This window comes from Parasutterella secunda, assembly GCF_023336895.1.
Classification (GTDB): domain Bacteria; phylum Pseudomonadota; class Gammaproteobacteria; order Burkholderiales; family Burkholderiaceae_F; genus Aphodousia; species Aphodousia faecalis.
The window spans coordinates 36048-60769 of record NZ_JAMBLT010000006.1 but is presented as its reverse complement, the minus strand read 5'-3'; the positions used below and the strand labels follow the sequence as shown (position 1 = coordinate 60769).

Annotated in this window: 17 protein-coding genes; 15 read left to right on the top strand and 2 right to left on the bottom strand. The window is 45.5% G+C overall.

Going from position 1 to position 24722, the window contains the following annotated elements; all coding sequences use genetic code 11:
• Nucleotides 1–50 precede the first annotated feature (50 nt).
• The 15 genes from M3080_RS06340 to mobI all read left to right on the top strand — a co-directional run bounded on the left by M3080_RS06340 (nucleotide 51) and on the right by mobI (nucleotide 18187).
• Complete coding sequence (locus M3080_RS06340; RefSeq protein ID WP_249092364.1) at nucleotides 51–869, top strand: DsbC family protein; 819 nt, start codon at nucleotides 51–53, stop codon at nucleotides 867–869.
• The gene (locus tag M3080_RS06335; protein WP_249092389.1) at nucleotides 869–1345 is read left to right on the top strand and encodes a TraV family lipoprotein; all 477 of its coding nucleotides are present in this window, start codon (nucleotides 869–871) and stop codon (nucleotides 1343–1345) included. Before M3080_RS06340 ends, M3080_RS06335 begins: the two co-directional genes overlap by 1 nt.
• The gene (gene traC, locus M3080_RS06330; protein WP_249092363.1) at nucleotides 1345–3948 is read left to right on the top strand and encodes a type IV secretion system protein TraC; all 2604 of its coding nucleotides are present in this window, start codon (nucleotides 1345–1347) and stop codon (nucleotides 3946–3948) included. The genes M3080_RS06335 and traC overlap by 1 nt, the downstream gene beginning before the upstream one ends.
• Nucleotides 3949–3960: 12 nt before the next feature.
• Complete coding sequence (locus M3080_RS06325) at nucleotides 3961–4407, top strand: hypothetical protein (RefSeq protein ID WP_249092362.1); 447 nt, start codon at nucleotides 3961–3963, stop codon at nucleotides 4405–4407.
• Nucleotides 4408–4914, top strand: a complete 507-nt coding sequence (locus M3080_RS06320; RefSeq protein WP_249092361.1) for a S26 family signal peptidase — start codon at nucleotides 4408–4410, stop codon at nucleotides 4912–4914.
• Between the two features lie 13 nt (nucleotides 4915–4927).
• Entirely contained in the window at nucleotides 4928–5509 is a 582-nt protein-coding gene (locus tag M3080_RS06315) for a hypothetical protein (RefSeq protein ID WP_249092360.1), read from the top strand.
• A complete protein-coding gene (locus M3080_RS06310) occupies nucleotides 5506–6519 on the top strand; it encodes a TraU family protein (protein ID WP_249092359.1) in 1014 nt (337 codons plus the stop codon). The genes M3080_RS06315 and M3080_RS06310 overlap by 4 nt, the downstream gene beginning before the upstream one ends.
• Entirely contained in the window at nucleotides 6519–7139 is a 621-nt protein-coding gene (locus tag M3080_RS06305; protein WP_249092358.1) for a TrbC family F-type conjugative pilus assembly protein, read from the top strand. The genes M3080_RS06310 and M3080_RS06305 overlap by 1 nt, the downstream gene beginning before the upstream one ends.
• Nucleotides 7136–8317 (top strand): hypothetical protein, encoded by a 1182-nt coding sequence (locus tag M3080_RS06300; RefSeq protein WP_249092357.1) that lies wholly within the window; start codon nucleotides 7136–7138, stop codon nucleotides 8315–8317. The genes M3080_RS06305 and M3080_RS06300 overlap by 4 nt, the downstream gene beginning before the upstream one ends.
• On the top strand, nucleotides 8308–10518 hold the full coding sequence (traN, locus tag M3080_RS06295) for a conjugal transfer protein TraN (protein ID WP_249092356.1): 2211 nt from the start codon (nucleotides 8308–8310) through the stop codon (nucleotides 10516–10518). Before M3080_RS06300 ends, traN begins: the two co-directional genes overlap by 10 nt.
• 10 nt (nucleotides 10519–10528) lie before the next feature.
• A complete protein-coding gene (locus M3080_RS06290; RefSeq protein ID WP_249092355.1) occupies nucleotides 10529–11323 on the top strand; it encodes a conjugal transfer protein TraF in 795 nt (264 codons plus the stop codon).
• A gap of 9 nt (nucleotides 11324–11332) precedes the next feature.
• On the top strand, nucleotides 11333–12754 hold the full coding sequence (locus M3080_RS06285; RefSeq protein WP_249092354.1) for a conjugal transfer protein TraH: 1422 nt from the start codon (nucleotides 11333–11335) through the stop codon (nucleotides 12752–12754).
• 10 nt (nucleotides 12755–12764) lie between these two features.
• Entirely contained in the window at nucleotides 12765–15761 is a 2997-nt protein-coding gene (locus M3080_RS06280) for a conjugal transfer protein TraG N-terminal domain-containing protein (protein ID WP_249092353.1), read from the top strand.
• Between the two features lie 11 nt (nucleotides 15762–15772).
• Entirely contained in the window at nucleotides 15773–17218 is a 1446-nt protein-coding gene (locus M3080_RS06275; protein WP_249092352.1) for a hypothetical protein, read from the top strand.
• A gap of 273 nt (nucleotides 17219–17491) precedes the next feature.
• Nucleotides 17492–18187, top strand: a complete 696-nt coding sequence (gene mobI / locus M3080_RS06270; protein ID WP_249092351.1) for a conjugative transfer protein MobI(A/C) — start codon at nucleotides 17492–17494, stop codon at nucleotides 18185–18187.
• A gap of 126 nt (nucleotides 18188–18313) precedes the next feature.
• On the opposite strand, the gene M3080_RS06265 is transcribed toward mobI, so the two are convergent.
• A complete protein-coding gene (locus tag M3080_RS06265) occupies nucleotides 18314–21094 on the bottom strand; it encodes an autotransporter outer membrane beta-barrel domain-containing protein (RefSeq protein ID WP_249092350.1) in 2781 nt (926 codons plus the stop codon).
• A 2402-nt stretch (nucleotides 21095–23496) separates the two neighbouring features.
• Nucleotides 23497–24612 carry a replication initiator protein A gene (locus M3080_RS06260; RefSeq protein WP_249092349.1) on the bottom strand — a complete coding sequence of 372 codons (1116 nt, stop codon included), beginning with the start codon at nucleotides 24610–24612 and terminating at the stop codon, nucleotides 23497–23499.
• Nucleotides 24613–24722 lie beyond the last annotated feature (110 nt).

Here is a 24722-nt window from a genome sequence, read left to right as displayed (position 1 = left end):
CAAACTCTTTTATGAAACCGACTCTACTTGCCCTTTTGTTAGGACTTGCCATGAATTTTTCGATTACCGACGTGTTGGCTGCAAGCCAAAACCAACCCTATGCGCAGAATTTCGCTCAAACCGCTTTAAGTGAAAAAGATCAAAAAGTTTTAGCGGCGCTTCAGAAAGCCTATCCCCAAAACCGCATCCGCTTGGCTCGCGAAACGCAGGTAACAGGATTTTATGAGGTGATTCTGGGAGAAGGTGTGAGCTACGTTTTTATCGCTGCCGATACTCTTGAAAAGTTAGATTTAATCAACGAGAAAAACCGTGACGCGTATTTTCAGCATTGGATCTTTGGCGGTGTTTTCTACGACATGAAAAATCAAATTGATCTCACAGCCCCCATGAAAAAACTTGCGCAAATGGTGGACGTAAGCAAGCTTCCGGTAGAAAACGCCATTACACGAGAAGTGGGCAAAGCGGAAAACACGCTTTTTGTCTTCACCGATCCCCGCTGCCCTTTCTGTAAAAAGCTCGAAGCGGAACTTGTGAAACTTGAGAACGTGCGAATCCACACCTTCTTGACACCGTTAACAAGCCTGCATCCGGACGCCAAGGAAGTCTCCGCCCGTATTTTGTGCGCAAAGGACAAGGCGAAAGCGTTTGAAGACTTCATGCTCAAGGGTAAAGAAATCAGTGAGCCCGCCCAGTGTCAAACGACACTTGAGGCTAATGAACGCCTGTTGACTGAATTGGGCATCAAAGGTACGCCCACGATCTTCTTTGAAAACGGCGAACGAGCCACAGGAGCTTTGTCTGCAGAAGCCATCCAAAAGAAGTTTGAAGCCATGGCCGCCATCAAAAAAGCGATCAAGGAGGCTAATTGATGAAGTATTACCGCTTTTTAGTGACCGCTCTTTTTGGTGCTTTAACACTCACCGGTTGCGGTTCAATCACGGGGCTGCAGGACGCAGAGTCGAATTTCGCCTGTTCGGTGGACATGACGCCACGCTGCGCTTCGCTTTCCGCTGTGCATGAATCGCTTGACAAGGAAGAGATTAAAAATAATTTTTCTTTTGAGTCATCTTCTAATGATTCGGTACAAATCCAACCGATTACAACAGAAGGGCAAAACATTGATCGTTTGGCTTACGACACTCCTCTGATGACGCCAAAGCGCGCCCCGGAAGAAATCCTTCGGGTATGGGTTGCTCCCTACATTGATACTGACGGCGATTTACACGCCGAACACGTGATCTTCACAACTGTGCGTGGCGCTCGTTGGGCACCGGAAACATTGGATATTAAGCCTATAAAAGCCGCTACGGACAAAATGATTACGCCATTAGTGAGTAAACCCTGATGAGAACACTCTTACGTTCGCTTAAAAAGCGCTTCTCTTTAGAAACACTGAAAACGAACCTTTCCGCTGAGGATGAGGATCTCGTCGTCTATCGTGGCAAAGGCTTTGTTGTCGATCGCTTGAGCACTCTCTTACCCTATGGCTATGAAATTGAACCAGGGCTTTTCACCATCATGGATGAAAAGAATATGTCGGTTGAATCGATTGGCTACACATTGGAAGTGACGCCACAGACCGGCGCATCACCCGAAATGGCCTCTCAGCTATCGTCCTTATTTTCTTCGGACTTGCCAACAGACACCGGCATACAGGTCACGCTCTTTGCTGAACCCTCGATCGACTGGGCCGCAAACGCCTACACGGCAAGCCGCACGCCTGAGTTTATCGCCCCGAAACATAAGAAAACGATCGCCGGAACCTTAACGCACTTGGCGCATGAACGAGTACGTTATCTAAAAAAAGGAATTTCTCAGCCGCTTTCAAAAGGAAGTCATTTTAGAGTCAGACATTATCGCGCATGGGTTTCGGTTGCCCTCCCTGTTGGCGATAAAAACCTTTTTGTAGCAATTGAAAAAGCTAAAAAAGAACGAGATCGTCACATCACGCTATTAAAGTCACAGTATCTCTACAGTCATACATGGTCCGCTAGGGATCTTTATCGGACTATACGCACGATTTTGAATGCCCATAAAGGTATGGAACAGCTCAAGTCAAAAGCTGAACCCAACCCACTGCAAAGTTTGTCCCTTGGTCTTGTAGATCCTGACACTCGTGTTCAAATCCGTGAAGATGGTATTGAACTCTCTGGTTACAAAACGGACAGGGTACTACTAACCGGACTTTCCGTTACCGGCTACCCAAGTGATTACGCTCTTGCATTAACGAATCGCTTCATCGGCCATAAAGCACTTGACATCCCTTGTCCCTTTTTAGTGACTTGTGCTGTCAACATGCCTGATTTTGAAGCTACTAAGGCAAAAGCCAACCTTATGGCTGCACGCGCAAAGCAGATTGCTGACAGCGAATTGGCACGTTATTTACCTTACTTAAAAAAGCGCGAGCGGGATTATGACATCGTTACAGAAGAGTACGCAGATAATGGCGGGCTTTGCAAAATGACTCACCAGGTGCTCCTGTTGGCACCAATCCAAAGTGCTGAAGAGTGCATTGAGGCAACAGTCGCCGTTTTTAAAGATGCTCACTTAGATTTAACTCGCGATACACGAATGCATTGGCAAAGTCTGATGACAACACTTCCCATGACAATGGGACCAATTTTGTCAAAAGATTTGCATATTGCTCAACGTCAGAGCACTAAAACTTTAACCAATGCGGCTAATTTTTCTCCCTTTTTAGCTGAGTTCCAAGGAACAGGCCCCAGAAACGGCGAAGAGTCTTTAACACCTCTTCTCCTTTTGACCGGTCAGCGCGGGCAAATCACCCCTGTTGATCCTTTTGCTAGTTCCGGCAATTACAACGCCATTATTGTAGGAACGTCAGGTGCCGGTAAAAGTGCATTAACTAACGATCTTATTACTGGGAATCTCGGTACCGGAGGCAAAACCTACGTGATTGACGTTGGCGCCTCATACAAAAAACTCTGTCAATTGCTTGACGGTCAATGGATTGAATATGGTCACGATACCGATCTTGTCATCAATCCTTTTGAACTGGTTCGAGACATCAAGGAGGACATGGGCTTTTTGCTTCCAATTTTGACAGAAATGGCTTCGCCAAATGAGGGACTGACGGACTTTGCCCAAAGTGTTTTACAAGCGCACGCCATTCATTGTTTACAAAAAGCAAACGAAAATGGGAAAAGCGCAACTGTTACTGACCTGGTAGAAAGCCTCTCTAGTGGTCTCGTACATCCTAACAAACCGTCTAATCCTGATCGGCGAGTAATGGATTTAGCCGTCCAGCTTTCCCCATTTGCCCGAGATGGTGCTTATGGACGACACTTTGATGGTCATTCCACAGTAAATTTTGACAACGATTTTATTGTCCTTGAACTTGAAGGTCTCAAGGGGCGTAAGACTCTTCAAAGCGTGGTGCTTCTTTGTCTTATCTTCCTAATTACGCAAGATTTGACTTCAGGGGATAAACATATTCGCAAAATGGTCGTCATTGATGAAGCCTGGGACCTATTAAGTCACAAACATGCGGGTAGCTTTATTCAAAACGGTTACCGTCGGGCGCGTAAACAAAACGCCTCCTTCATTACGATTACACAATCTTTTGCTGACTACTACCAAAACGATACGGCTCGCGCAGCGTTGGAAAACGCAGATATTCGGTTTGTACTTCGACAAAAAGAAGAGTCTCTTCGTTTCATGGAAAGTCAGAAAAAGGTTTCATTTAGCCCTTGGGAAATGAACGCTATTAAGCAAATCAAGATGCGTGAAGGCGAATATTCAGAATGTTTATTCGCAACTCCAGACACGGTGCCAGCCATTTTGCAAATCCGTTTTGATCCTTTCTCCCGCCTTTTGTACTCAAGCCGGGCAAGCGATGTTGCGAGAATCGAAAGTCTTACTCAGAGAGGGTTGTCCGTGACAGAAGCGATTACGCATATTTTGACCACCAATCAAACAGAAAACTAACGAAAGACTCTTATGAAATTAATAATGAACCTGTTAAGAGATCCGAGAACATTGGCTATCACCATGTCAGCGTCTGCCTTTTTATTGGCTGGCATATCGGTTTATCAGACCTCTACAACCAAAACACAGACGATAGCTGTCGCAGATATGCAAAGCATTATGGACGCGCAAAAGCTTGCTTGGCTTCAAAGAATGAGGCTGGGAGAAAAAAGTCAAGTTATTGCTAGTTCGAGAGAGTTCCAGGACAAATTAGAAGGGGTTTTGAACGACATTACTGTGAAATCCAATACAGTCATTTTTGACAAAAATGCCTTGATTGCCGGATCAGATGTTACAGACATGACGCCAATCATTATGGAACGTCTCGGCTTATCCATTTCTGAAACTCAAAAGTTGCGCCAAACATTGGAAAACGAACTTTTTTCAGACTTTCCCACGATGAGAAAGGATCGCCCCTAAATGAAAGAGAACGCTTTGCGCCTGGCACTCAGCTTTTTTGAGTTGGCTAAACGGTATTGCTTCATCCTATTGGGGTTGGGAGTGGCTTTGATGTTATTCACAAGCCGCTACCAGTTGGCGATCAACGTGACCGAGAGCCTCCCCGGAACCGTCTTTCTTATTGATAAGAAGGATAAGGCAGTGTCTCGCGGTCGTTATGTGGCTTTCCGCTGGAAAGGCGCCGCACCCGTTCCGGATGGCGTTACCGTCATTAAGCGAGTGGCCGGTATTGAAGAAGACCGTGTAACGGTCATCAACCGCACGGTTTTCATAAACGGTCAAAAGGTGGGCGTGGCCAAGACTCACTCCCGTAGCGGCGAGCCTTTAACGGCGACATCGGACTCCATCATACCCTATGGCTATTTTTACGCTTCAGCTGACCATCCCGACAGTTTTGATAGCCGCTACGCCAAACCCGGCCTTATCTCAACAAGCGCCGTTCGGGGCCACGCGATTCTTCTTTGGTAAGAAAGACTGTTCGATGAAAATCCCTTCTGTCTTACTCGCTTTGTGTCTGAGTCTGTGTACTTCCCCTTCTTTCAGTGCAGAGGCACTGGGGCCCATGTACCCGGTCATTGAACCGGATCTTTTGGCACTCATGAAGCAGCACGCCACTGAAGAATCGGCCAATAGCGCATCGCGTCTTAATCAACAAAAAGACCGCCTTAAACAGTGGGCAAAAGAACCCATCGGTCAGGCCATCCCTGAAGCCACAGAAATCAAACGCCACCGTTTTGAAAGTTCTCCGGAGGCAAAGTCTTTTCTGGGCGAGAACTACCGCCGCGAATGGCTTTTCATTGATGCGAACCGCCCTCAGCATTTGGATCTAGCCCTGGCTTTTTATCAAGACAAGAAAGGCGTTCGACGCGTGGTTTTAGTGTCAGGTTCAGTTGATAAGGCACAGAAGAAACTTCAGCAAAGGGTTTGGTTTGACCAAGCCGGCACCTTGATTAAACGACTTCGCATTGAGGCAATCCCCGCTTTTGTGCTCATGGATGCTACTGGCATTACTGTCACACAGGCTCCGGTCAATGACTTCCTCAAAGGAAAGGACTTTCAATGAAACAACTCATTGCTCTTTTCCTATCCCTTTTATTGTTTAAGGGAAATGCGTTGGCAGCCTGCTACGGCCGCATCACCAATCCGGTCACCGACGTCTGCTGGGAATGCGTCTTTCCCATCACAGTCGGTCAAAATACAAGCTTAATCAGTAGCTCCGGCTTTACCGATGTCACAACCGATGCGGATTCAATGTGCAGTTGTGTGACAAACGGCTCCGTAACCCTGGGCATGAATCTAGGCTTTTGGGAGCCCATTCGCACGATTGAAATTGTGCGCGAGCCCTTCTGTTTTCCCTCTTTAGGTGGTCTCACCATGGGCGGACGGTTCACGGCGCCCGCGCACGGCCGCACACCCAACCCCAAAAAGCGCGGACATCGAACCAGTTTTTACCAGGTTCATTGGTATCACACGCCCTGGCTATACCTGCTTGAGGTGCTTTTTGATACGAAGTGTCTGGAAGCCTCTCCCTGGGACGTGGCCTACATGACTGAACTTGATCCCTTGTGGGATGACTCTATGAGTTCTTTCCTGTTAAACCCTGATGTCACCCTTTTTTCTAATCCGATCGCCGTGGGCGCTTGCAGTCTTGACTGTGTCTCAGCCACGATTGATCTGCCGATTAATTCGCTTTATTGGTGCGCGGGCTGTGCGGGAAGCCTCTTTCCCCTCACCGGTTGGGTTAATGCCCACATTACCGATGAGCAGGCTTTCAGCCTCTTGACCCAGCGCTTCACTTTGAAGCTTCACCGGGAAGGGCTCTTGTGGCGTCAGTGGGGTAAAGACGGTCAATGCGGACCGCAACTTGAACTTCTCATGAGTAAAGACGTTTACCGCACACAGATGGTGTGGCCTTCCCGTCAAACGCAGGGCACCTGCTGCCGCCCCTTTGGGGCTGCCACCGCCATGGATGCCTTAGGGGGAACAACGCCGCCTGTGCGTGGGGAGGACGCCGCTCTACTTATTTGGCGCCGTCGCGACTGCTGCCAAGGCATGAGTTTAGGAGGATCATAATGAAACGCTTCCTTATGACACTTGCTTTCTTATTGCCTTTAAATACATATGCCCTGACACCGGGCGAGGTGCAAGCCATTGTTCAGCAAGCTCAGGAATCCGTACAGACTCTGCCTCAAACCCAAGAGGAAGATATCGCCATTGCGATAACCGTCTCGCTTTCTATGCCCCGTGCCTCATTGCTGAAATTGGGACAAGATGCCCGGGATGCCGGTTTAGCTCTGACTTTTAGAGGCGTGGGCACTGAAATACAAAACAGACCGGATGAAAAACCACGAACCATTGCCCAACGCTACGGCAAGGGACTCATTGCCCGTCACATGGAGGACTTTAAATTCCTCACGGATGCCGGCGCCAACGTTCAGATTGATCCGGTTTTATTTACTCGCCACAACATCACCGATGTACCCCGTGTCATGGTTGTTCCTGTTTGCCGTTCGGCTTGCGAACGCACTCAAGCGATCCTGGTTGCCAGAGGCGATGTGAGTCTTCGCTATGCGTTGGACGCTCTTTTTAAAGACGTCACTAACCGATTTAAAACAGAGCCTGAAAACAAACAACTTCTGAAAGCTAAGAGCCTTCTTGAGGAGAAGCTTCTGCAGTTAGGAGATCGAGAATGATGAAACCCTTGTTCTCAAAAGCCCTACTGGCTTCTTGTCTGTTGGTGATTTCTCCATTTTGCCCGGCCAAAGATGTGACGGTCAACGAAGCCGCCTTGGCCGCTCAGTCCGTTCCCCGCCCCAATTACGGTTCTATTGTCACCAACGACAAACGAAACGATGTCATCAGTAAAGACTTCGTTGGAGATACGTCTGATCTCTCCAACCTTCGTGATAAACATGGCATGGGCGATCTTTTCACCCCCGGCTCTAACAAGGCCAATGGTTGTTTGAGCAAGAACGATCCAGAGTGTTTGGCCGTGCAACTTGTTTATCAAGGCGGTGCTAATAAGCCGGAGTTGGATGAGTCTGAGAAAAACGAAATCATGGGAGACTATGAGGACACGATTGGTAACGCCGACTCCATCATTGGCGATGCAGATTCTATCGTAAGTTCCGAAACCAATTGCGAAACGGTTGAAACTGTCATCCCCGGCGTTTCCCAGATTGAAGTCTGTGATGAAGCAACGGGCGGGGTGAGCGCCGGCACCTGTTCAGAGGGCTGGACAATGGAAATGGGCACCCGTGAACTCTACCGCTGCCACACAGGATTCGTTTCTTCCGAACAAACTTGCTCGATTGAACGGGAAGTGCGCTCTCACATTGAAAACCGTTACTCGTGCGTTAAAGACGATGGCGAAACCGCGCAATCGTCCTGCACCGTGCCGGTCACAGTCGACGTTAAGAAAACCTATCCCTACACCTGTCGGATTGAAACAAAGCCGGCCACGACTGAAACCTGCATTAAGACACTTAATGTCAGCGTCATTCGTGCCTGTTCCGATGACCAAGACGCCACGGTCAGCCTTAAAGACTTTAAAGAAGTGGGCTATAGCGCAAGCGGTTCTTACCTCACGGCCAATGTGGGCTATACGTGCTCAGAGGATATGAAAGTGACGGTGAAGTTCGGTCCCCGAACGATGGGCACCTTTACCGAAGCCCCCTCTTCTTTTACGAAAACTTATCGAATTGAGTTCATATGCTCCATTGAAATCATTCAAAAGGACGGCCACGACTACTACGAAGTCACCATTACCAATACGGATAAAGGCAAAGGAACAAAGACGGTTTCCGTGACTTTACCGATTTATAAACCCTATCCTCAGATCACCGATCACTGGGAGAGTGTATGCCGTTAATACTTCTCCCCCTACTCTTTTTTATTGCTCAGTCTTCTTGGGCAAACTGTGAAATAACCAAGCAGACCTGTCTGCAAGGGCCCGAGACCCGAATTATTGGTGGGGAAGAAATCTATCGGGAATGCTGGCAGTGGGAAACCGTTTCTGAATGTGAGTCGGGAGGCTCCGTTAATTATTGCGAGCCATTAGAAAATAATGACTCTTGCCAACAAACCGAAACCAACTGTCTGGAATCTTCCAAACCCGGCGTTTGTGAAGTTCGGGAGAATGCGTACAGCTGCGAGATGCCTCTAGAGGAAGTGTCGGAAGGTATTACCGAGCAACCTATTAAAACGGAGGTCACCGACCGCTTTGAGACAGATAAGTATTGTGAAGCGGCAACCAATGCGGCTTGCTCTCAAACCCAAATGATCTGCACAGCGCCGGATGAAACCCGCGTGGTCGATGGCGTTGAGGTAACGCTGCCCTGTTGGGAGCGGGAGTTTAACTTCTCCTGCGTGATCCGACCGGAAAACCCTTCGTGCTCCTACCTGCAGGAGGCCGGTTGTAAACCGAGTACTGATAACAAGAAAGCGGAAACGCTTTCCTATGATTGCCGGGAAGAAGTTGCTTTCAAACCCCATGAGGACATCCAGTTTGTTGAAAAACTCAATATCCTTGACGGTGTCATGATTACCTCTAACACCTGTAGTGACAGTTGTGAGGAAAAGGAAAGTGCCTGCGAAGTCACCCATCCCATTTTTACCGAGGTTTGTCTCAAAGAAAATAAGGTCCAGCTCTGCGAGACGGGTGAAAAGAAAACCTGTGAAGCTTTAACTGATAAAGGTTGTACGGTAAAAGAAGAAGAACCTGACTCTTCTCTTTTTTCATGCCAAAGTCCGGTTTCCCCTCTCCCCTCACACATTGAGTGGACCGGAAGCGAAGAAGTCATCACCGGGATGACGGAAGAATCCAACTGCCCATTTGATGCTGACAATTTAAGCAAAAAGATCGAAGAACGTGCGTCTTGCTCTATTTCTAACAAAGTCTGTACCGAAGGGCCCGAAACCCGCATTGTGAATGGACAACCTGTCTATAAGGATTGCTGGCGCTATGAAGTCCAATATTCCTGCTCTGATGACGGTACATCGGTAAATACCTGTGAGGAATTGAGCAGTAACCCCAAGTGCGAGCTCATTGAAAAGAAATGCCTGGCAGGCAATGAAAGCCAATGTTCCTTTTGGACTTCCACCTATAAGTGTGAAGAAACGCCTGATCAGGTTATTGAAGAAGAGGTTTGTTCAGAGTCTATCTGTCAGAACGGTTTGTGCACACCAACCGATGACGCCCCCAATACGAATTTAGCCGACGTCATCACTAAGCTTGAAGTTGTGCGTCAGGCCGCGGTCTATGGCGACTACAACAACCTTCATTTCTTTACCGGAGAACTCAATACCTGCCGCAATAAATTAGGAGGCGTCTCTTGCTGCAAAGGAAAGGTGAAGGGCTCTCACGCCAACTCCGCTGGCCTTCCCGTCTCCTACATCTTTGCCGGCAAAGTCGCCAAAGAAACGATTCATACCCTGGGCTCTCCCTACGTCAATGACATCCTGATGAGTAACGAGAACATCGCCAACGTCATGACAAAACTCTATGGCGAGGCAGCCGGCCAGGCCTATTCCCCTAACCTCTCCTACTACGGACTGTCAGTCAGTTATGTGGGGGGATCGGTCCAATTTTCGTTTGATCCCTGGACGTTCTTTGCGATGGTCGCCTTAGAAGTCGCCTCCGAATATCTGTCCTGTACACCTGAAGAACAGACTTTGCAATTAAAGCGCGGAGCGGACACCTGCCGCTACGTGGGCAGCGTCTGCACCGAATACTTCATGGGGCGGTGCCTCATTAAGACCGAGTCTTACTGTTGCTACAACTCTAAGCTCGCGCTTTTGGTGCAGGAAGCCGCCCATGAGCAACTAGGACTCGGTTGGAACACGGCCGACCAGCATGTCTGCCAGGGGCTCACCGCTTATGAAATGAGCCGAGTGGACTTGGGAAAGATCGATCCGACGCAGCTGGGCGCTTTGATAGACACCTCCAAAGTGACGCTGCCTGACGCAAAGAAAGTGGAAACACGCGCCAAAGCCAGACGTGAAGAACTCAAAAAAGATCCTTATGCCGATATGCCCGGCAAAGAGGGAACCTGTTACGGAACAGATTGTTAGAAAGATAAAAATGAATAAAACCATTCTCCCTTTTCTTTTATTACTGGCTCCTGCCCTATCGCTCGGAGCCGAAGAAAGCTTCTGGACGGAAGACGTCTGGAAGAATCCCGATCGCGGCTTTCTTTTCTATGGAGAAAAGAAGCCCGATGAATCCAAAGACCCCAAAGAATTTGAAACGGTAGAAGAACTAAAGTTTGAAGCTCAAAAGAGACTTAACGTCGCGGTGATGAATCCGACGGAGAGCAATCTCAAAGCGTACCTAGAAATCAACACGTTAATGCTGGAGAAATCCACACAGTTTGCTCAACGCTGGAAAGAAACCCTTTGGGCCAATCCCGGTTTTGATCATACGGTGGTCCACCCAAACGCTAACTTTGCGCAAGTGGCTTTGAAAGATGAAGCAAAGTCAGAAAAGGAAGATATTCTTAAACAACTCTCCTCTCGGGCCGGGTTGGTCATTCTTGTGCAGGCGGGCTGCTCCTTCTGCTCTCTGATGGCGCCCGTTATTCAAAGACTTCAGCAAGAAACCGGTATTGAGGCTTTAGCTATTTCCATTAAGGGTGACGTCTCCTCCGAATGGCCCGGCGCCAAACCGAATAACGGCATTGTGAAGCGCTTAATGACACTAAGCGGCTCGGTGCCGACCGTCACACCCGCCATCTTCCTGGTGGACCGCCAGGGTAAGGAGGCTCACCTGATTGCCTCAGGTGCCTTGTCGCTTGAAGATCTGAAGGATCGACTCGTTCAAGCCTCCGGTCTTACACGTTCCACAAATTCAACCATTCAAACTCTCCCTCGCTTGTAAGGATTATCAATGACTGTACGCCATTCAGTAGTCGCTCTCTTATTGTCTTTGACTATCCCAGCCGCTCACGCCGGTTTTCTCGAAGACTTCTACGATTCTTCTTCCGGTGCCGGTCAAGCCAACGTGACGGCGGCCGGCATCTACGAGTCCGCCCACCTTAATATCGCCACGGGCGGAGGCTTTGTGTACCGCGCTCCCAGAACCGACTTCACGCCGTTTCAGTTCACGCCACCCAAACTCTCTGCGGGCTGCGGCGGCATCGATCTCTTCATGGGCGCTTTCAGCATCCCCTCTAAAGAAGAGTTTTTAAATTATTTAAGAGCAATCGGCTCTTCATTACCGGGCCTGGCTTTCCAGTTAGCCCTTCAGACTTTGTCTCCTGACTTATCCGAACAAGTCACAAGCTTTCGCGATTTGATCCGGGAATACAGCTCTAAGTTTCAGGATTCTTGTACCGCTGCTCAGACCCTTCTGGATATGACGGGCGCTCAGGGCTACATGGAAAAACTGCGTTATTCAGCCACTAACCATTTAAGAGACTCCGGTACAGCGTCGGATGCTTATGAAGCCGACTCCATGACCCGTACCGATGGGGCAACCGTTTTTAAAAATGTCCCCACTCGGACGGACTCGGGCGGCAACACCATCGAAGCCTCGGAAATCAACCTAACCTGGGCTTTACTGGGCGGCGGGACTTTGACGTCCAAGTATCCCAAGGAACTCAAAGAACTCATGATGACGCTGGTGGGCACAACCATTTACACCCAAGCCGGCGATGATTCCTCCGCCGTGGCCCGCTCCCGCTTCATCATGGGCGAGGATATCGCCAATCAACTCTTCGGTTCCTCGGAAAGCGTCAGCCTCAATAACGCCACTCGACTGATGTGCCCTACCAAGGACACCAAATGCCTGTACCCGGAGCGCGTTGCCATGGATGACATCAACCTCACCCACCGTCTCTGGGAAGCCGCCACCCATTACCGTCAGTCTCTTCTGGCTCGGGATCCGTCCAGAGTCTCTGAAGAAGACATCCTCCTATTGGGGTCGGTTTCTTCCATTCCATTAATCAAATTAATTAACACGGTAACGATTAACCGCTACGTTGGTTTTTCAGAAGATATCCTCCGCGTCTATGTGGAAGCCGCCTCTTATGAAGCCATTGTCAGGGCGCTCGATCAATTAACCATTGACATTGAAAAAGTGATCACCAGTGCAAGCGGCGCTGCCGCCAATCAAATCAACGCCGATCACGTTAAGCGGATTTCCGCCCGTATTGCTTCGGTCCGTTTAGACCTCTCTGCCCGAAGCGACCGCATCTATCAGCAAATGGCTCGGGCCAGAAGCTTCATGGAGCAAGTCGAACACATTGAACGCAGCCTTTTAGGCAACGCCGCCCAAAACATCGCTTCCCGCTGGGGAACCCGTAACTAAGGAGTAACCGATGACGATGGAATTTTTTGCCTATTGGAACGGCTCTCAAATCCGAGATCTTTTTGAAGCGGTGGTGGCCATCACCGGGTCGGCTGACTTCACGGGGCTATTGAAAACCATTATTCTGTTCGGATTTCTGTGTGTCATTACCGTTTGCGCCCTAAGATACCGAGGACTGGACGCGGGCAGCTTCATCTTTGCCGTGGCGCTTTTCTATGGCGTCACGCTCGTACCCAAAACAGACCTGGCCATCAATGATGAGCGATCCGGTTCCGTTTATGTGGTTTCTAATGTTCCTTTGGGACTGGCCTTTATGGCAAGCACCACCTCCCACGTCGGCCACTGGCTCACGGAAATCTTTGAAGACACGTTTGCCGGCGTTGAAGCCGAGCGCTTTTCACGCTTTGGCATGGTCTTTCCGGAAAGAGCAGTCAATGCCATCCTTGCCGCCGGTCCTGTGACCGCTCAAGGCAGAACGCTCATTTCCGACTTTAACCGCAACTGTGTCATGCCCGAACTCATTGACTATCCCCAAAAGATTGAAGCTTTGAGCACCAGCGGCAACCTCTGGCAGACAATCGCTCAAACCGGATGGGTCAATCCCGCCCGAAAAACACAAGACACGGCAAGCAACTGGTTAGGCTGCGATGAAGCCATCGCCTTTATCGACAATCACATGGCAACGAAAGAGCTGCCGGCCATTCAAAAGCATTTAGCTATGAAGCTGCTGCCCGATCAGCTGGATGCGAGCACTTTAATTCTGAGAGTCCTGCCCCAGGCTGAAAGTCTCCTTTTGGGCGTATCGCAAAGTTTGGCGAGTTCCATTAAGCACTCGGTCTTTATGAATACCCTGCAAAGCGATATTGACAATGTGGCCGCTTTAGCCGGGCATCCCTTAGCCACCGCCACGGCCTTGGCCAAAGCCCAAGGCAATCTCTCCTCTGAAATCAACTATCGAACGATGGCTGAGATTGCTAAAGATGCTCTACCAAAAGTTAGAAACTCCTTGGAATTTATCATTCTGGCGTCTTTCCCACTGATTTTCATCATGATGTTGGCGGCGGGCCACATGGCCGGAACCATCCTCAGAAGCTATTTGACGCTATTGGTTTGGATACAGCTTTGGGCACCAATTTCGGCTGTGATGAATTACCTCATTATCCACACGGACAGCCACCCCATGAATCAGATCATCGCTGAATATGGGGCCAACACCATCTATGCCGCCAGTCTCATCCGCGAAGCCGGCGCAAGCTCTCAAGCCATTGCCGGATTCTTAACAATTCTGGCTCCGGTCATCGCTTTTGCCATTGCCAAAGGAAGCGACTTTGCAACGGCGCAGTTAGCCGCAAGCGTCATGGCGCCGGCTCAAAGCGCCGCGCAGTCTCAAGGCGCAAGTCTCACCTCCGGCAATATTTCTTTAGGCAACACAAGTTGGGGCAATGTCTCAACCAATACCCAATCCGGCAATAAGAGCGACCGCTCGATGAGCTTTACCGACTCCTCGATGCTTCAAACCGCTTCGGCCTATGGCTCGGTTACGCGCAATGGCTCCGGTACAGTAACCGGTATGTCCATGACACCGGTCTCGATGGGTGTCTCAAGCGCCATGTCATTGGGAGAGGCTAATTCTCAAAGTGCAACCAGCTCAATGAGCAATAGCTTTGGCTATTCGGACTCTATCCAAGCCCTACGCTCATACACGACGCAAACGGCAGATAAGTCGATGGCGGGTTTTACACGATTACTCAATTCCACACTGAGTACGCAATCAGGCCTTCAATCCACAGACAGTCGTTCCGACCTCAGCTCCCAAACTTTTGGGGCAACTTCCGGTCAAACCATTGGTTCTCAATTAAACAATGGTCAAAGCGCTGCAGTTCAGACTTCTTTGAATTTAGGTGTCCAAAACAAAACCTCTAGTTTAGGAAATGTCAGCGCTCCGGCTTCCGCTCAATTATCATCTGCCAGCCCCTCTTTAAGTTCTGGGAATTTGGCTACGTTTAACAACAAACTTCCTGTCTTGGCGTCTGGTGCACAAACATCATTTGAGCCCAATCTTAATCTCGGCGTCAACGGCCAGGTACAAACCTCACAACAATTACTGGATACGGTTACTCAACAAGACTCTTCGAGTAATAGCCTTCAAAGACAAGAGGCCTACAAATCTCTCTTGGCCGCCACACGACAAATTGCTGAAAGCACAACTGACGCTGGCATTAGAAATGCCGCTCAAAACTTTGAGGCGCAGCTCACTCGTGCTTATCAGTATGGAAATCGAATGAACTTTGAGCAAAGCGCTAATCAAAGTGCTTCTTCTGAACTGGGTTACGTGTCCAATCAAGATCTCCGCACCATGATTGATAACTCCCCGATGGCCATGCAAAAAGCCATTGAAACGTTCGGATCGGCTGAAGCTGCTCAAAACGCTCTTTTCCACAGTCCAGCGGCCAGAAGCTATTTTGCTCAAGAGCTTCATAAAGAAATGAATAAAACCAAATGGAACGACGGCACAAAACAACCATTGTCCACAGCTGATATCGACACAATGGCCCGCCCGCATCGTCAAAGTTTTGAATCTGAAATCACTTCTCATTTTGATGAAGCGGTCTCGGCTAATCGTCTTGATACTGAATCAGCTCGAAAAACTACGATGGGCGATCGTGATGTCTCAGCCTCCCCGGATACCAACCGCGTTCGACAAACGGTTAATAGAGAAATAGCCTCTTTAACTGCGGATAGAGAAGAACTTCAGGGCGAGGTTTTAAAAGAGCGTGGCGCAACCGCTTCTGCAAAGACTCTTTATGAAGAAAAAGAGTCCGGTGTCTCCACTGTGCTGGGGAACGCTTTCTTCGGAGGTGTTTCCTACAAGAGCCCCGAAGAATACAAAGATCAACTGACTAGAAAAGCTAATGACTCCGCACAATTTTCGGACTCATTGAAAGATCTTGGGCAAAACACCAAAGTTGACTTAACAAACTTTGAGCGTTCAACACAAAAGAAATAAAGATTAATTAAATGGCCTATCTCTCTCATAGTCACTCACAACGCATCAAGCTTGCCTGCGAAAAACTCCTCACAACGGATCTTCATGCAGCCAGGCATGATGCAAATCACCTTGATAAAACCTTAATTGAAACTCGTCTTTTAAGTCTGGAGAATTTTGATTTCAAGATTATTGAGCAAACTAACTTTTTACTTTTTCAGAAACTTCAGTTCCTAGCTCAAAAGAACATCTTAGAGGCTATGACGTTAAGCGGACTCAAAAGGGAGATGCTCATGAAGCTATCTTCTTGCTCAGCCTATAAGTTGTCTCAACTTTGTTGCAGCCATTTCTGCAACTTTGTACCACAACGATCAGTCAGCCAATCCTTCTTACAATCTGAAGATTTCTCTTTAACCTACTGGCTTTCGGTTTGGAACGTAGCATCCAGCACTCCGTTTAGAGCAAGCCTCTGTTTTCATTTAAGTGAAACAGAAGTTGAGGAAATTGGCAAAATGGATGCCGCTCAAATCGTTGAGTATGCAAAAGAGCCAATCAATCGCCATTTTTCTCTTGCTCATTCCGAAGCGCTTTTAGGGATTCTCATTGAACACAATGATGATTTTCTTAAGTTACTACAGATTCATCATCTTCTATCTTTAGAAGATGAAAACCAACTATTTAATCCAACGACCCTCGTAGAGCCAACATCTATAAAAAGAAAAGTGCCGGTTGCCGCATTAACCATAAAAGAGCAAAAACATATTTCACAGCTGTTGCATCTGGCCGGCGTTCAGCGCATCGATATTATGAACTTCCTCAAAATTGGGAAAAGTACATGCATCTCCTTCTTGAAAGAGTTTGAAGGCGTCACGGAAACATTGTCAAAACGTCTCACTCATGACATCCATCCCAAACACTTTTGGGAGGCGATTCCAACCGCTATTTTTTCTAAGCTCTATCATCGTCTTGCCGGCAATAGTATTTTCAAAGACGTTCATGTTCGTGCTTTTTTAATGGCTAGTGTCCTAACTCACGACATCATCCACCATCACAAACTGAAGTCACTTTGCTTATCAGGATATGTCCCACACGGCAGTAAATTATTTGATTTGGCATTAGGACTTAGCCAAAGGAAAGTAACTTTCGAGTACTGTTACCGCACCCGATCTTTTTATCCAGTCATTGAAGAGAATTCATTTAAAAACAACAATTTTTCTATGCGCTGGGCAAATCATGATTGCAGCTGCCCCTTTTGTCAGGGCTTTAATTTTTTGGTTAAACCCAAAAATAAAGAATACAAAAAGATCTCAAATATGATTTGTTCTCCATACGATCCTTACCAATTTGATGAACCTGATGAAGGCTTCTCTGACGCTCCTAAGCCGGTTTTAAAAAACATGGATATTCCTTTTTTACCCTTTAATTCTCAGGTTCAGAATCCCTTATTAAACATTCGGGGAGCCGCTGCAGATGACTAAAACGGTTGGTTAAAAGGCTTCTCTAAAAAGAAGTTTATTTCCAAAGATCTCCACAGTGGTGTGTTGAATGAAAAATTAAACTCGGGTTTTGTGTTTTATAGCTTCTGTTTCAATGGGTTATGAACTTAAGGTTCGTACATTGCGCCTTTAAAAAGAGATAACTTAAACCCCTTCTTTTTAGGATTAGCTTTCTCATAGGCTGCTACGGGTATGCAGTCCTGAAATCCCACATAGATAAGTAAGTGGTGTCTTGCCCTTAAAAGGAGTTTTTGAATGTCGGATAAATGGTATGAACTTATCAATGCTACATCACAAGAGCGAACAGCTATTGATTTGGAAGAACTCGAAGAGGAAACTCAAGATCGAATTGAGCAACTAGCCAAAGCCACTTTTCTACTTAACCACATTGTTTGCTTTAATGCCAAACGCATCCAGGACGAATACAAAAATATCTATACCGACGTCAAAGAACGAGAAAAGCTTTTACACGAAAGCGAACGCGGTAAAAAATCAAATTTAAGATTTCGTGTGCGTTTATCTAAAAAACATACTCTGATGGCCGAATGGTATCGGGAAAAATATCGTTACGGTGAAATTTGTCACGAAACATTATCTCGAGACTACAAGTACGCCTACTCCCCTAAAGTGTTTAATAAGGAACCTTCTTGGGCGAAAGAAAACGGAAAGCGTGCGGAAAAACGATTGAGCATTTTGAGGGAACAAAATGATCTGCTGCACTCTATGAGAAAAATTCTTTATCGACTCTCAGACCTTACCGCCTCTTACTACGCTCTGAGCAGAGGAACACTTTCTTTAGAAAACAACGATATTCCAGAGGATATTTTGGCGCTCGCCGGTATTGAACCTGACGATTTAGCCGATAACAAAAATCTTGAGATCGTCATTAATGGGAAAAAAATGGACGAATGGTTGGAAAGAACGTATCACTTAAACGATACGTGTTTTTAATATGTATCCTCATTAGGAAAAGTTTTGCTGGCAAAATTTTTTATCACAGTAATCTAATTCAAAAGGCGTTGAGTCACCTGAAATTCATAGCAACCCAACGCCTTTCTGAGTTATCAGCCGAACTGATTAGAAAGTATGACGAATACCGACATTCCAACGATAGTTTTCTTTGACATCTCCACCATTGGTGCGCTCAAAATCAATGTAGGTGTACGTATTCGGCGTCCAGTTAAAGTTGGCACCAACACCCATTTCAACCCAAGCGCCGCCTAAGTCTTCTTCAATGGTATTGTGCGCCACACCTTTAGTGGCCGTTCCATTGACTTCGCCATCGAAGTCATACAAACCGGACAAACGAGCATAGATTGTTCCCTTATCTTTCGGGAACTTAAAGCCGGCTCGCAGCCCCGCGCGACCGATCAGACTGTCGTAACTGTCTTGATCAATACGGACATTATTGCTTGTCTTGATCGTTTCACCTTCAATATGACCGTAGTTCAAACCAACTTGTGGTTCAAGGTACAAGCCACCATCCATGAATTCGAAACGATAGCCGGTTTCGACGCTCACGCCATAGGCGTTACTGTTGTAGTCTCCGTCCATACCATTGAGTTTGAAGTCATTTTCCAAACGGTTGTACTTAGCCATCAAATCAATGTAAGCGCCGCAAGGCACAAACCACGTTCCGTATAGAGCAACGCCGTAACCCTTAGTGTCAGCAGAGCCTAAATCATAAGAAGTGTCTCCGTCTGTATAGGTGAAAGCAACTCCCAACTTCCAATCCCCGACAGATTGATCCGTACCAAACTGAACGGACTTGCTTCTCATCTTGAGGTCTTGGGCACCGTATTCCATTTCAGAACCATAGCCGCGCATCCACACGCCAACACCTTCCGGAGCGTCACGCAGGTCTCCCATGCGCTTAGAAAGACTGTTCATCTCGTGGCGTAGAGACATAGCAGATAGAGCAGCAACTGAACCAAAGGCATCTAATTTGTCATTCTTAACAATGCGTACATTGGATAATGACCCATCTCGATTGAGTTCAGCAGTCAAAGCATCGTTAACATCACCAGCTTGTACATCAAGGCTATTTTGCGCTTGAGCTTCATCTTCGGTTATAACGATAGTATCTTTCAGAGCCTCGGCAGCTGCTTGAGCATTTGCATATTGGTCGTTGGAGTGAGCACTTGCTACCATACGCAAGTCGCCTGTCTTTTTAGCAATAGTGACGCTTTGAGTATTAGCTAAGTCATTTAAAAGTAAGGTCTTATTTTCACCATTGAAGGATTTAATATCATAGGTTCCCGCAGAAAGCTCAACAGTACTTTCTTTACTACCTATCGTATTGATTGTGCCAAGCGTGACTTCTTCAGTGGTGTCATTAACAGACATCGTAGCGTTATCAAGCTTTAGGATTCCTTCGTTAGAAACATTGCCATTGAGAACTAAACGAGCCACTTCATCGTCACCCGCTACACTGATAACGGATTTTGCATCTGAAACCATGGCTGTATCGGAGGTAACTACTGCGGATCCGTTGATATCTAACACGGTGTCAGCGGCGTTGATACCAATAGATGAAGAGCCTTCCACACTAATAGTATGGTTACCTAGCAAGGTTACATCAGCGCTGCTTAAATCCAAACCGATTGCTTTTCCGTCTGCAGCTTGACTTTGTACATTAGCGATGACGTTATGTAATGTTGAAGTAGCCCCCTCTTGAACAGCAACCCCGATAGCAGAACCTTCATCAGATATCACATTAATATCAGTTGCGCCTCCAACATTAACCAATGATGCTCGATTGTCATCAGAGGAGCCTATTGACAAAATACCGACTGTTTGGCCTTTCCCATGTACGTCAACCGTCAATCCGTTCTCAACATTGACATACCCAGGACCTGGGTAACTATCGGGATTGGCTGTTGAATAAATGCCGTAGACAGAACCTTCACTTTTTGTCGAATGAATCGAAATATTTGCCTGATTCGTTGAAACTCCAGACTCCCCTTGAGCATAAATTCCCACAGCTGAATCAAAAGCGCCTTGAATATCAATTCCTAATTGCCCATCAATATTGACGCCAGCATGAAGATCGGAGGTTGATTCTTTATCTCCACTTACATAAATGCCAAGAGCCTCTTGGGCATTAGCATTCACTACGATATTGAGGTTTTTATTAAACTGAGCATTTGTGCTATATGCGCTGCCTTCAAGGTTAATTACTCGGATAACAGAAGTCCCACTATCAACTAGTTGCTGATTATTATTGTAGGTCGTAACATTAAAAACAATATCATCTTTGACTTCAATGTTACCTCCAGCTCCATAAAGTCCTTGAATCCAGCGAGTGCCAGAAGTTGCTTTACCACTGGCGTTGAGATTGATTTCAGCCTTGCCCAAAATCGCTTTGGAACTTTGCTCAATGTCGATACCCATAACACGCCCCGTATGGGAGGCAACATTGAGCACCGTGTTTCCGTGACTTAAATCTAGGATAGTTCCGGTTGTGAAAGCTAAAATACCAACAGATTGTGTAGAGCTGGTTTTCGAAGTAACGAATGTGTCTCCTCCGACTGTTAACGAGGAACCATTTTGGATACGAACGCCAAAAATGCCCGGGTCTTTTTCAAGATTTTCGATACTGACAAACAAATTACCATTAATTTGATTCGCTTTACCCGTTTGATTGCGGTAGCCATAAGCCCATGTGATGTCATTGGGTACGTCTTTAGCGATGATGACTACATCTTCGACAAAATCAGAAGCCGGATTAAAGATCCCTGCATAACCGTACTCTACTCCATCAACACCCGTCGTAACATCAAATTCTACAGCTTGAGCAACTGGCAACACCATCGATACGGCCAAAGCTAATGCACTTGGTTTCAAGGTAGGAAACATTTTATTCTCCATAAAGTAAAGCCTGTTCATATTACTCAATACTCCTTTAACAACTTGGATCGGAATTTGAGAGATAGAACAACTTAAATGGTTTTAATTATATCCGACGTATAATATCCTAGAGTAGATATCAAACCTTTTGTTTGCCGAAGTTAACCGATAGTATTGAACTTTAAACATCTTTTATCAAGCGTCACCCAAGTTAACCCCTAAACGACATTTTCTTCCCCCCTGGTTGGGTCAGTTTTTATCCAAAATTTTTGATTTCAAATTGGCCTTAATTCGGTAACTGTCTCCCATAATAGTCACGGGAGTACAGTGATTAATTGACAGAAAAGGACGCAAGACAGAACCGAGTTACCCACGATTTTTCTCGCTACGGCCCATGATTGAGGATGAGCGCTTCGAAAAATGTGGATAACTCTCCGTTAGGAAGATCACTTGACAACATGGCCTATATGTGCCCCCCCCCGAGTTTCTGTCAACCCCCTATCTAACCAACTGATGTATAAAGGCAACAACTTTGACTTGTTCTCGAAATCAGGCTTTCTGTTCCAATGAAAACTCTCTTTACTCAACCACTACCATGAATCATAAACAACAAAAAAATTTAAAAATCGATCGAGCATACACCGTGAATTGCAAACACATAACCTAGATTTAGGCGAAATGAACAGCTCTATACCGTGAATCGTGAACGCTTATTCGAACTTAAAAAAATATAAAACTATTTAACTCATAAAAGTACAGATACTTATCTCTTTGATTTATAAGGGTTCTAACTAATAGAACTAACAGAACCGGTTATTTCTTAACCGTGAATCGTGAACATTTTGCCTAATAAACCCAATTAACGTGATCTGTGAACGCTGGAAACACTGGACAATAAAAACCCAAAACCAAAACCGTGATTCGTGAACATTCCCCTAACACAAACCGTGAATCGTAAACACTCTCCAGAAAGTTGTAATTTAGACTTCTTTTCACTATCTATTTGATTTCCCGATATTTTCTATATTTATGATTAAATAAAACACCGTGATCCGTAAACACATTTGCCACGATCTGTTTTTCCAAAAGAAAGGAAAAACGATCAAATACCGTGAATCGTGAACATTTAAATGCTCAAAAACCTTAATTTAATAAAACCGTGTTTTGTGAACGCTTCCAAAAATTTCTTTAATTATCGCTATGTTAGATATTACCTCAAGAAATTTATCAACCCAAAAGGAATCAAAATTACCGTGAACCGTGAACGCTCATAACCTCAGTTGATATATAAGATGCCGTGATCCGTGAACAAAAAACCGCAAAATAAATACTGAAAAAGAAAGATTAAACCGTGAATCGTGAACAAAAATGTCAATACATTAAAAACCGTGATCTGTAAACAAGAACACAAATCGCAGACAAATCAATAGGTTAAATATAGAATCATGAGTCGCAAAGTGAATCAGTGTCATATATACCGTGAATCGTGAACGCTTAAGCTAAAATTTTTTGCTCGGAAGGTTAATTCACATCAAAAAGCATTCCGGCAACATTACTCAAAAAAGAAAAAGAGATTCCGTGATCTGTGAACACATCAAACCATAACACAGTCGAAAGAAATAAAAACCGTGAATCGTAAACAAGAGTACTCTTAATGAAATTAGCACGTAACCCTTTGAATATTTAACACTATTTCAAGAATAGCACTCAACTATCAAACACAAAACACCGTGAATCGCGAACATCTTAATAAAGAATCTACAAAAACGTTGCCTCTAAATGACAACAAAAGTGGGGCATAGAACACTAAAGAATCCCACTTTTAAAACAAAACCTTGCTATCTTATTGATTTAAATGAAATTTCATAAAACACTACATTAAAAGATCTCTCTCGAAATTAACCACTTATCCACAAACAAAATACTTAATATAGACAAAGGGTTAAGAAACTTATCCACCGACTTATCCACATATTTATTAAAAATCAGGTGATTTTATTGCATTTTTAGACCTCGTTTACCGTGATTCGTGAACGCTTTAGAAAAGGACCTTGAAAAAACTGCTTGATTTTTAAAGACTTAAAATTGACAAACCGTGAATCGTAAACGGTAAAAACATCAATAAAATCACTCAAACGTGAACTGTAAACACTCTACCGTGATGCGTGAACACATTACCGTGATACGTGAACACTTTGCCGTGAATCGTGAACACTCAATCTAATAAAATAAGACCAAAAAAGAACAAATTTCACATTAAAAACAAAAAGTTAAGAAAAATCAAAAAATATAGAAACCGCTCCGTAATATAAATAATAAAAATAAATATATTTAATAACGAAGCGCCTTATTTAAACCGATTCCCAAATAAAACCCAAAGCAACGTCTTTGAAAGTATTGCAACACAGGCATTATTTTTTAGTGCCCGCTAGATATTTATGAACCGCATAAGGATCAGCATCCGGATGAATAACTAAACCTTTAAACCAATTTTCCAATTCCTCAAATGACTTATTGGTCATCAATGAATTAGATTGAACATTCTCAGCCGCCGATCTCAAAAATTCTCGAACCTTTAAATCTCTAGGGAAGATAATCAAATGATCATTTTGGGCGTCATAGGCGAGATTGTATTTTGGTATCTCATTACGCAACACCATTTGCTTAATTTGATAACGGAAAGCTCTTAATGTTTTCGAAGCTGACAATCCCATTCTCAGTAACAAATTTGACAAGGCGATTCTGAAAAGAATCTTCTGATTTCCACAGAACTTCCGTGCAATTTCGTAAAGCCTTCTTTCAGTTGGGCGCTTGATGGAAAAATAATCATCATCAATAGTCAGGACATACTTATCATGAACTTGCCTGGCCTGCCACTTTGAAATAGTCACCTCTGCACTTAAAACCCCTTCACGCTTGCCAGATGAACGCTTTAAGACTTTATAAGACTCAATTAGAGAAAAACCATTAATTAATTCATCTTCAGCGGTACTTCTCACCGTTGTTTGAATAGTCGTACCACGAAGACGCAACAACGAATTCATAAAGGCTTCGCTCATCGTTCCGTCAAACTCGCGATGTGTAAAGCGGCAGAAGTCGGCCAAATTGATTTCAATGCGACGATACTTCAAATGGTCATCTTCATGTTCAAATTGAGCCCGGGCTAATAAAGAATTGATGTAAAGCATCAAATCCTTATCAAATTGTTGATTGGGGCGGCCAATAACACTGGGAACAATACGAATGATTTGGTGCCCGTTATTAAATTCATAGGGCAGGTTATCGACCTTAGTCGATACAGAATAAAAAGAAAATTCCATTGATGCGATATCATCCTTCACAGATGAAATCTTTCCAGGAATTTTCTCAAATAAAAGTAGCTGTTCAGCCTCTTGAACAGCAGTTGCCAATGCATTTTTCTTCGATGAACGTGTCCGTCTCTGCTTGGGCTTCTTTAAGATTTCTGCCTCTTCTTCTTGGGTCAGTTCTTCAAGATGAAAATCTTCATTTTGCTTTTTCTTAGGCATAACAGCTGCTCCAAGGGCCTAACGTTAATAAAGGTTTTTCACGCACAATAAAAGAAACAAACAAGTCTCACTTCGTGGCAAAGAAGATACCACGTATATCTTTGCCGCAT

Coding starts and splice junctions, on each gene's coding strand:
- M3080_RS06340 (WP_249092364.1), top strand. CDS start 51: ATGAATTTTTCGATTACCGACGTGTTGGCTGCAAGCCAAAACCAACCC.
- M3080_RS06335 (WP_249092389.1), top strand. CDS start 869: ATGAAGTATTACCGCTTTTTAGTGACCGCTCTTTTTGGTGCTTTAACA.
- traC (WP_249092363.1), top strand. CDS start 1,345: ATGAGAACACTCTTACGTTCGCTTAAAAAGCGCTTCTCTTTAGAAACA.
- M3080_RS06325 (WP_249092362.1), top strand. CDS start 3,961: ATGAAATTAATAATGAACCTGTTAAGAGATCCGAGAACATTGGCTATC.
- M3080_RS06320 (WP_249092361.1), top strand. CDS start 4,408: ATGAAAGAGAACGCTTTGCGCCTGGCACTCAGCTTTTTTGAGTTGGCT.
- M3080_RS06315 (WP_249092360.1), top strand. CDS start 4,928: ATGAAAATCCCTTCTGTCTTACTCGCTTTGTGTCTGAGTCTGTGTACT.
- M3080_RS06310 (WP_249092359.1), top strand. CDS start 5,506: ATGAAACAACTCATTGCTCTTTTCCTATCCCTTTTATTGTTTAAGGGA.
- M3080_RS06305 (WP_249092358.1), top strand. CDS start 6,519: ATGAAACGCTTCCTTATGACACTTGCTTTCTTATTGCCTTTAAATACA.
- M3080_RS06300 (WP_249092357.1), top strand. CDS start 7,136: ATGATGAAACCCTTGTTCTCAAAAGCCCTACTGGCTTCTTGTCTGTTG.
- traN (WP_249092356.1), top strand. CDS start 8,308: ATGCCGTTAATACTTCTCCCCCTACTCTTTTTTATTGCTCAGTCTTCT.
- M3080_RS06290 (WP_249092355.1), top strand. CDS start 10,529: ATGAATAAAACCATTCTCCCTTTTCTTTTATTACTGGCTCCTGCCCTA.
- M3080_RS06285 (WP_249092354.1), top strand. CDS start 11,333: ATGACTGTACGCCATTCAGTAGTCGCTCTCTTATTGTCTTTGACTATC.
- M3080_RS06280 (WP_249092353.1), top strand. CDS start 12,765: ATGACGATGGAATTTTTTGCCTATTGGAACGGCTCTCAAATCCGAGAT.
- M3080_RS06275 (WP_249092352.1), top strand. CDS start 15,773: ATGGCCTATCTCTCTCATAGTCACTCACAACGCATCAAGCTTGCCTGC.
- mobI (WP_249092351.1), top strand. CDS start 17,492: ATGTCGGATAAATGGTATGAACTTATCAATGCTACATCACAAGAGCGA.
- M3080_RS06265 (WP_249092350.1), bottom strand. CDS start 21,094: ATGTTTCCTACCTTGAAACCAAGTGCATTAGCTTTGGCCGTATCGATG.
- M3080_RS06260 (WP_249092349.1), bottom strand. CDS start 24,612: ATGCCTAAGAAAAAGCAAAATGAAGATTTTCATCTTGAAGAACTGACC.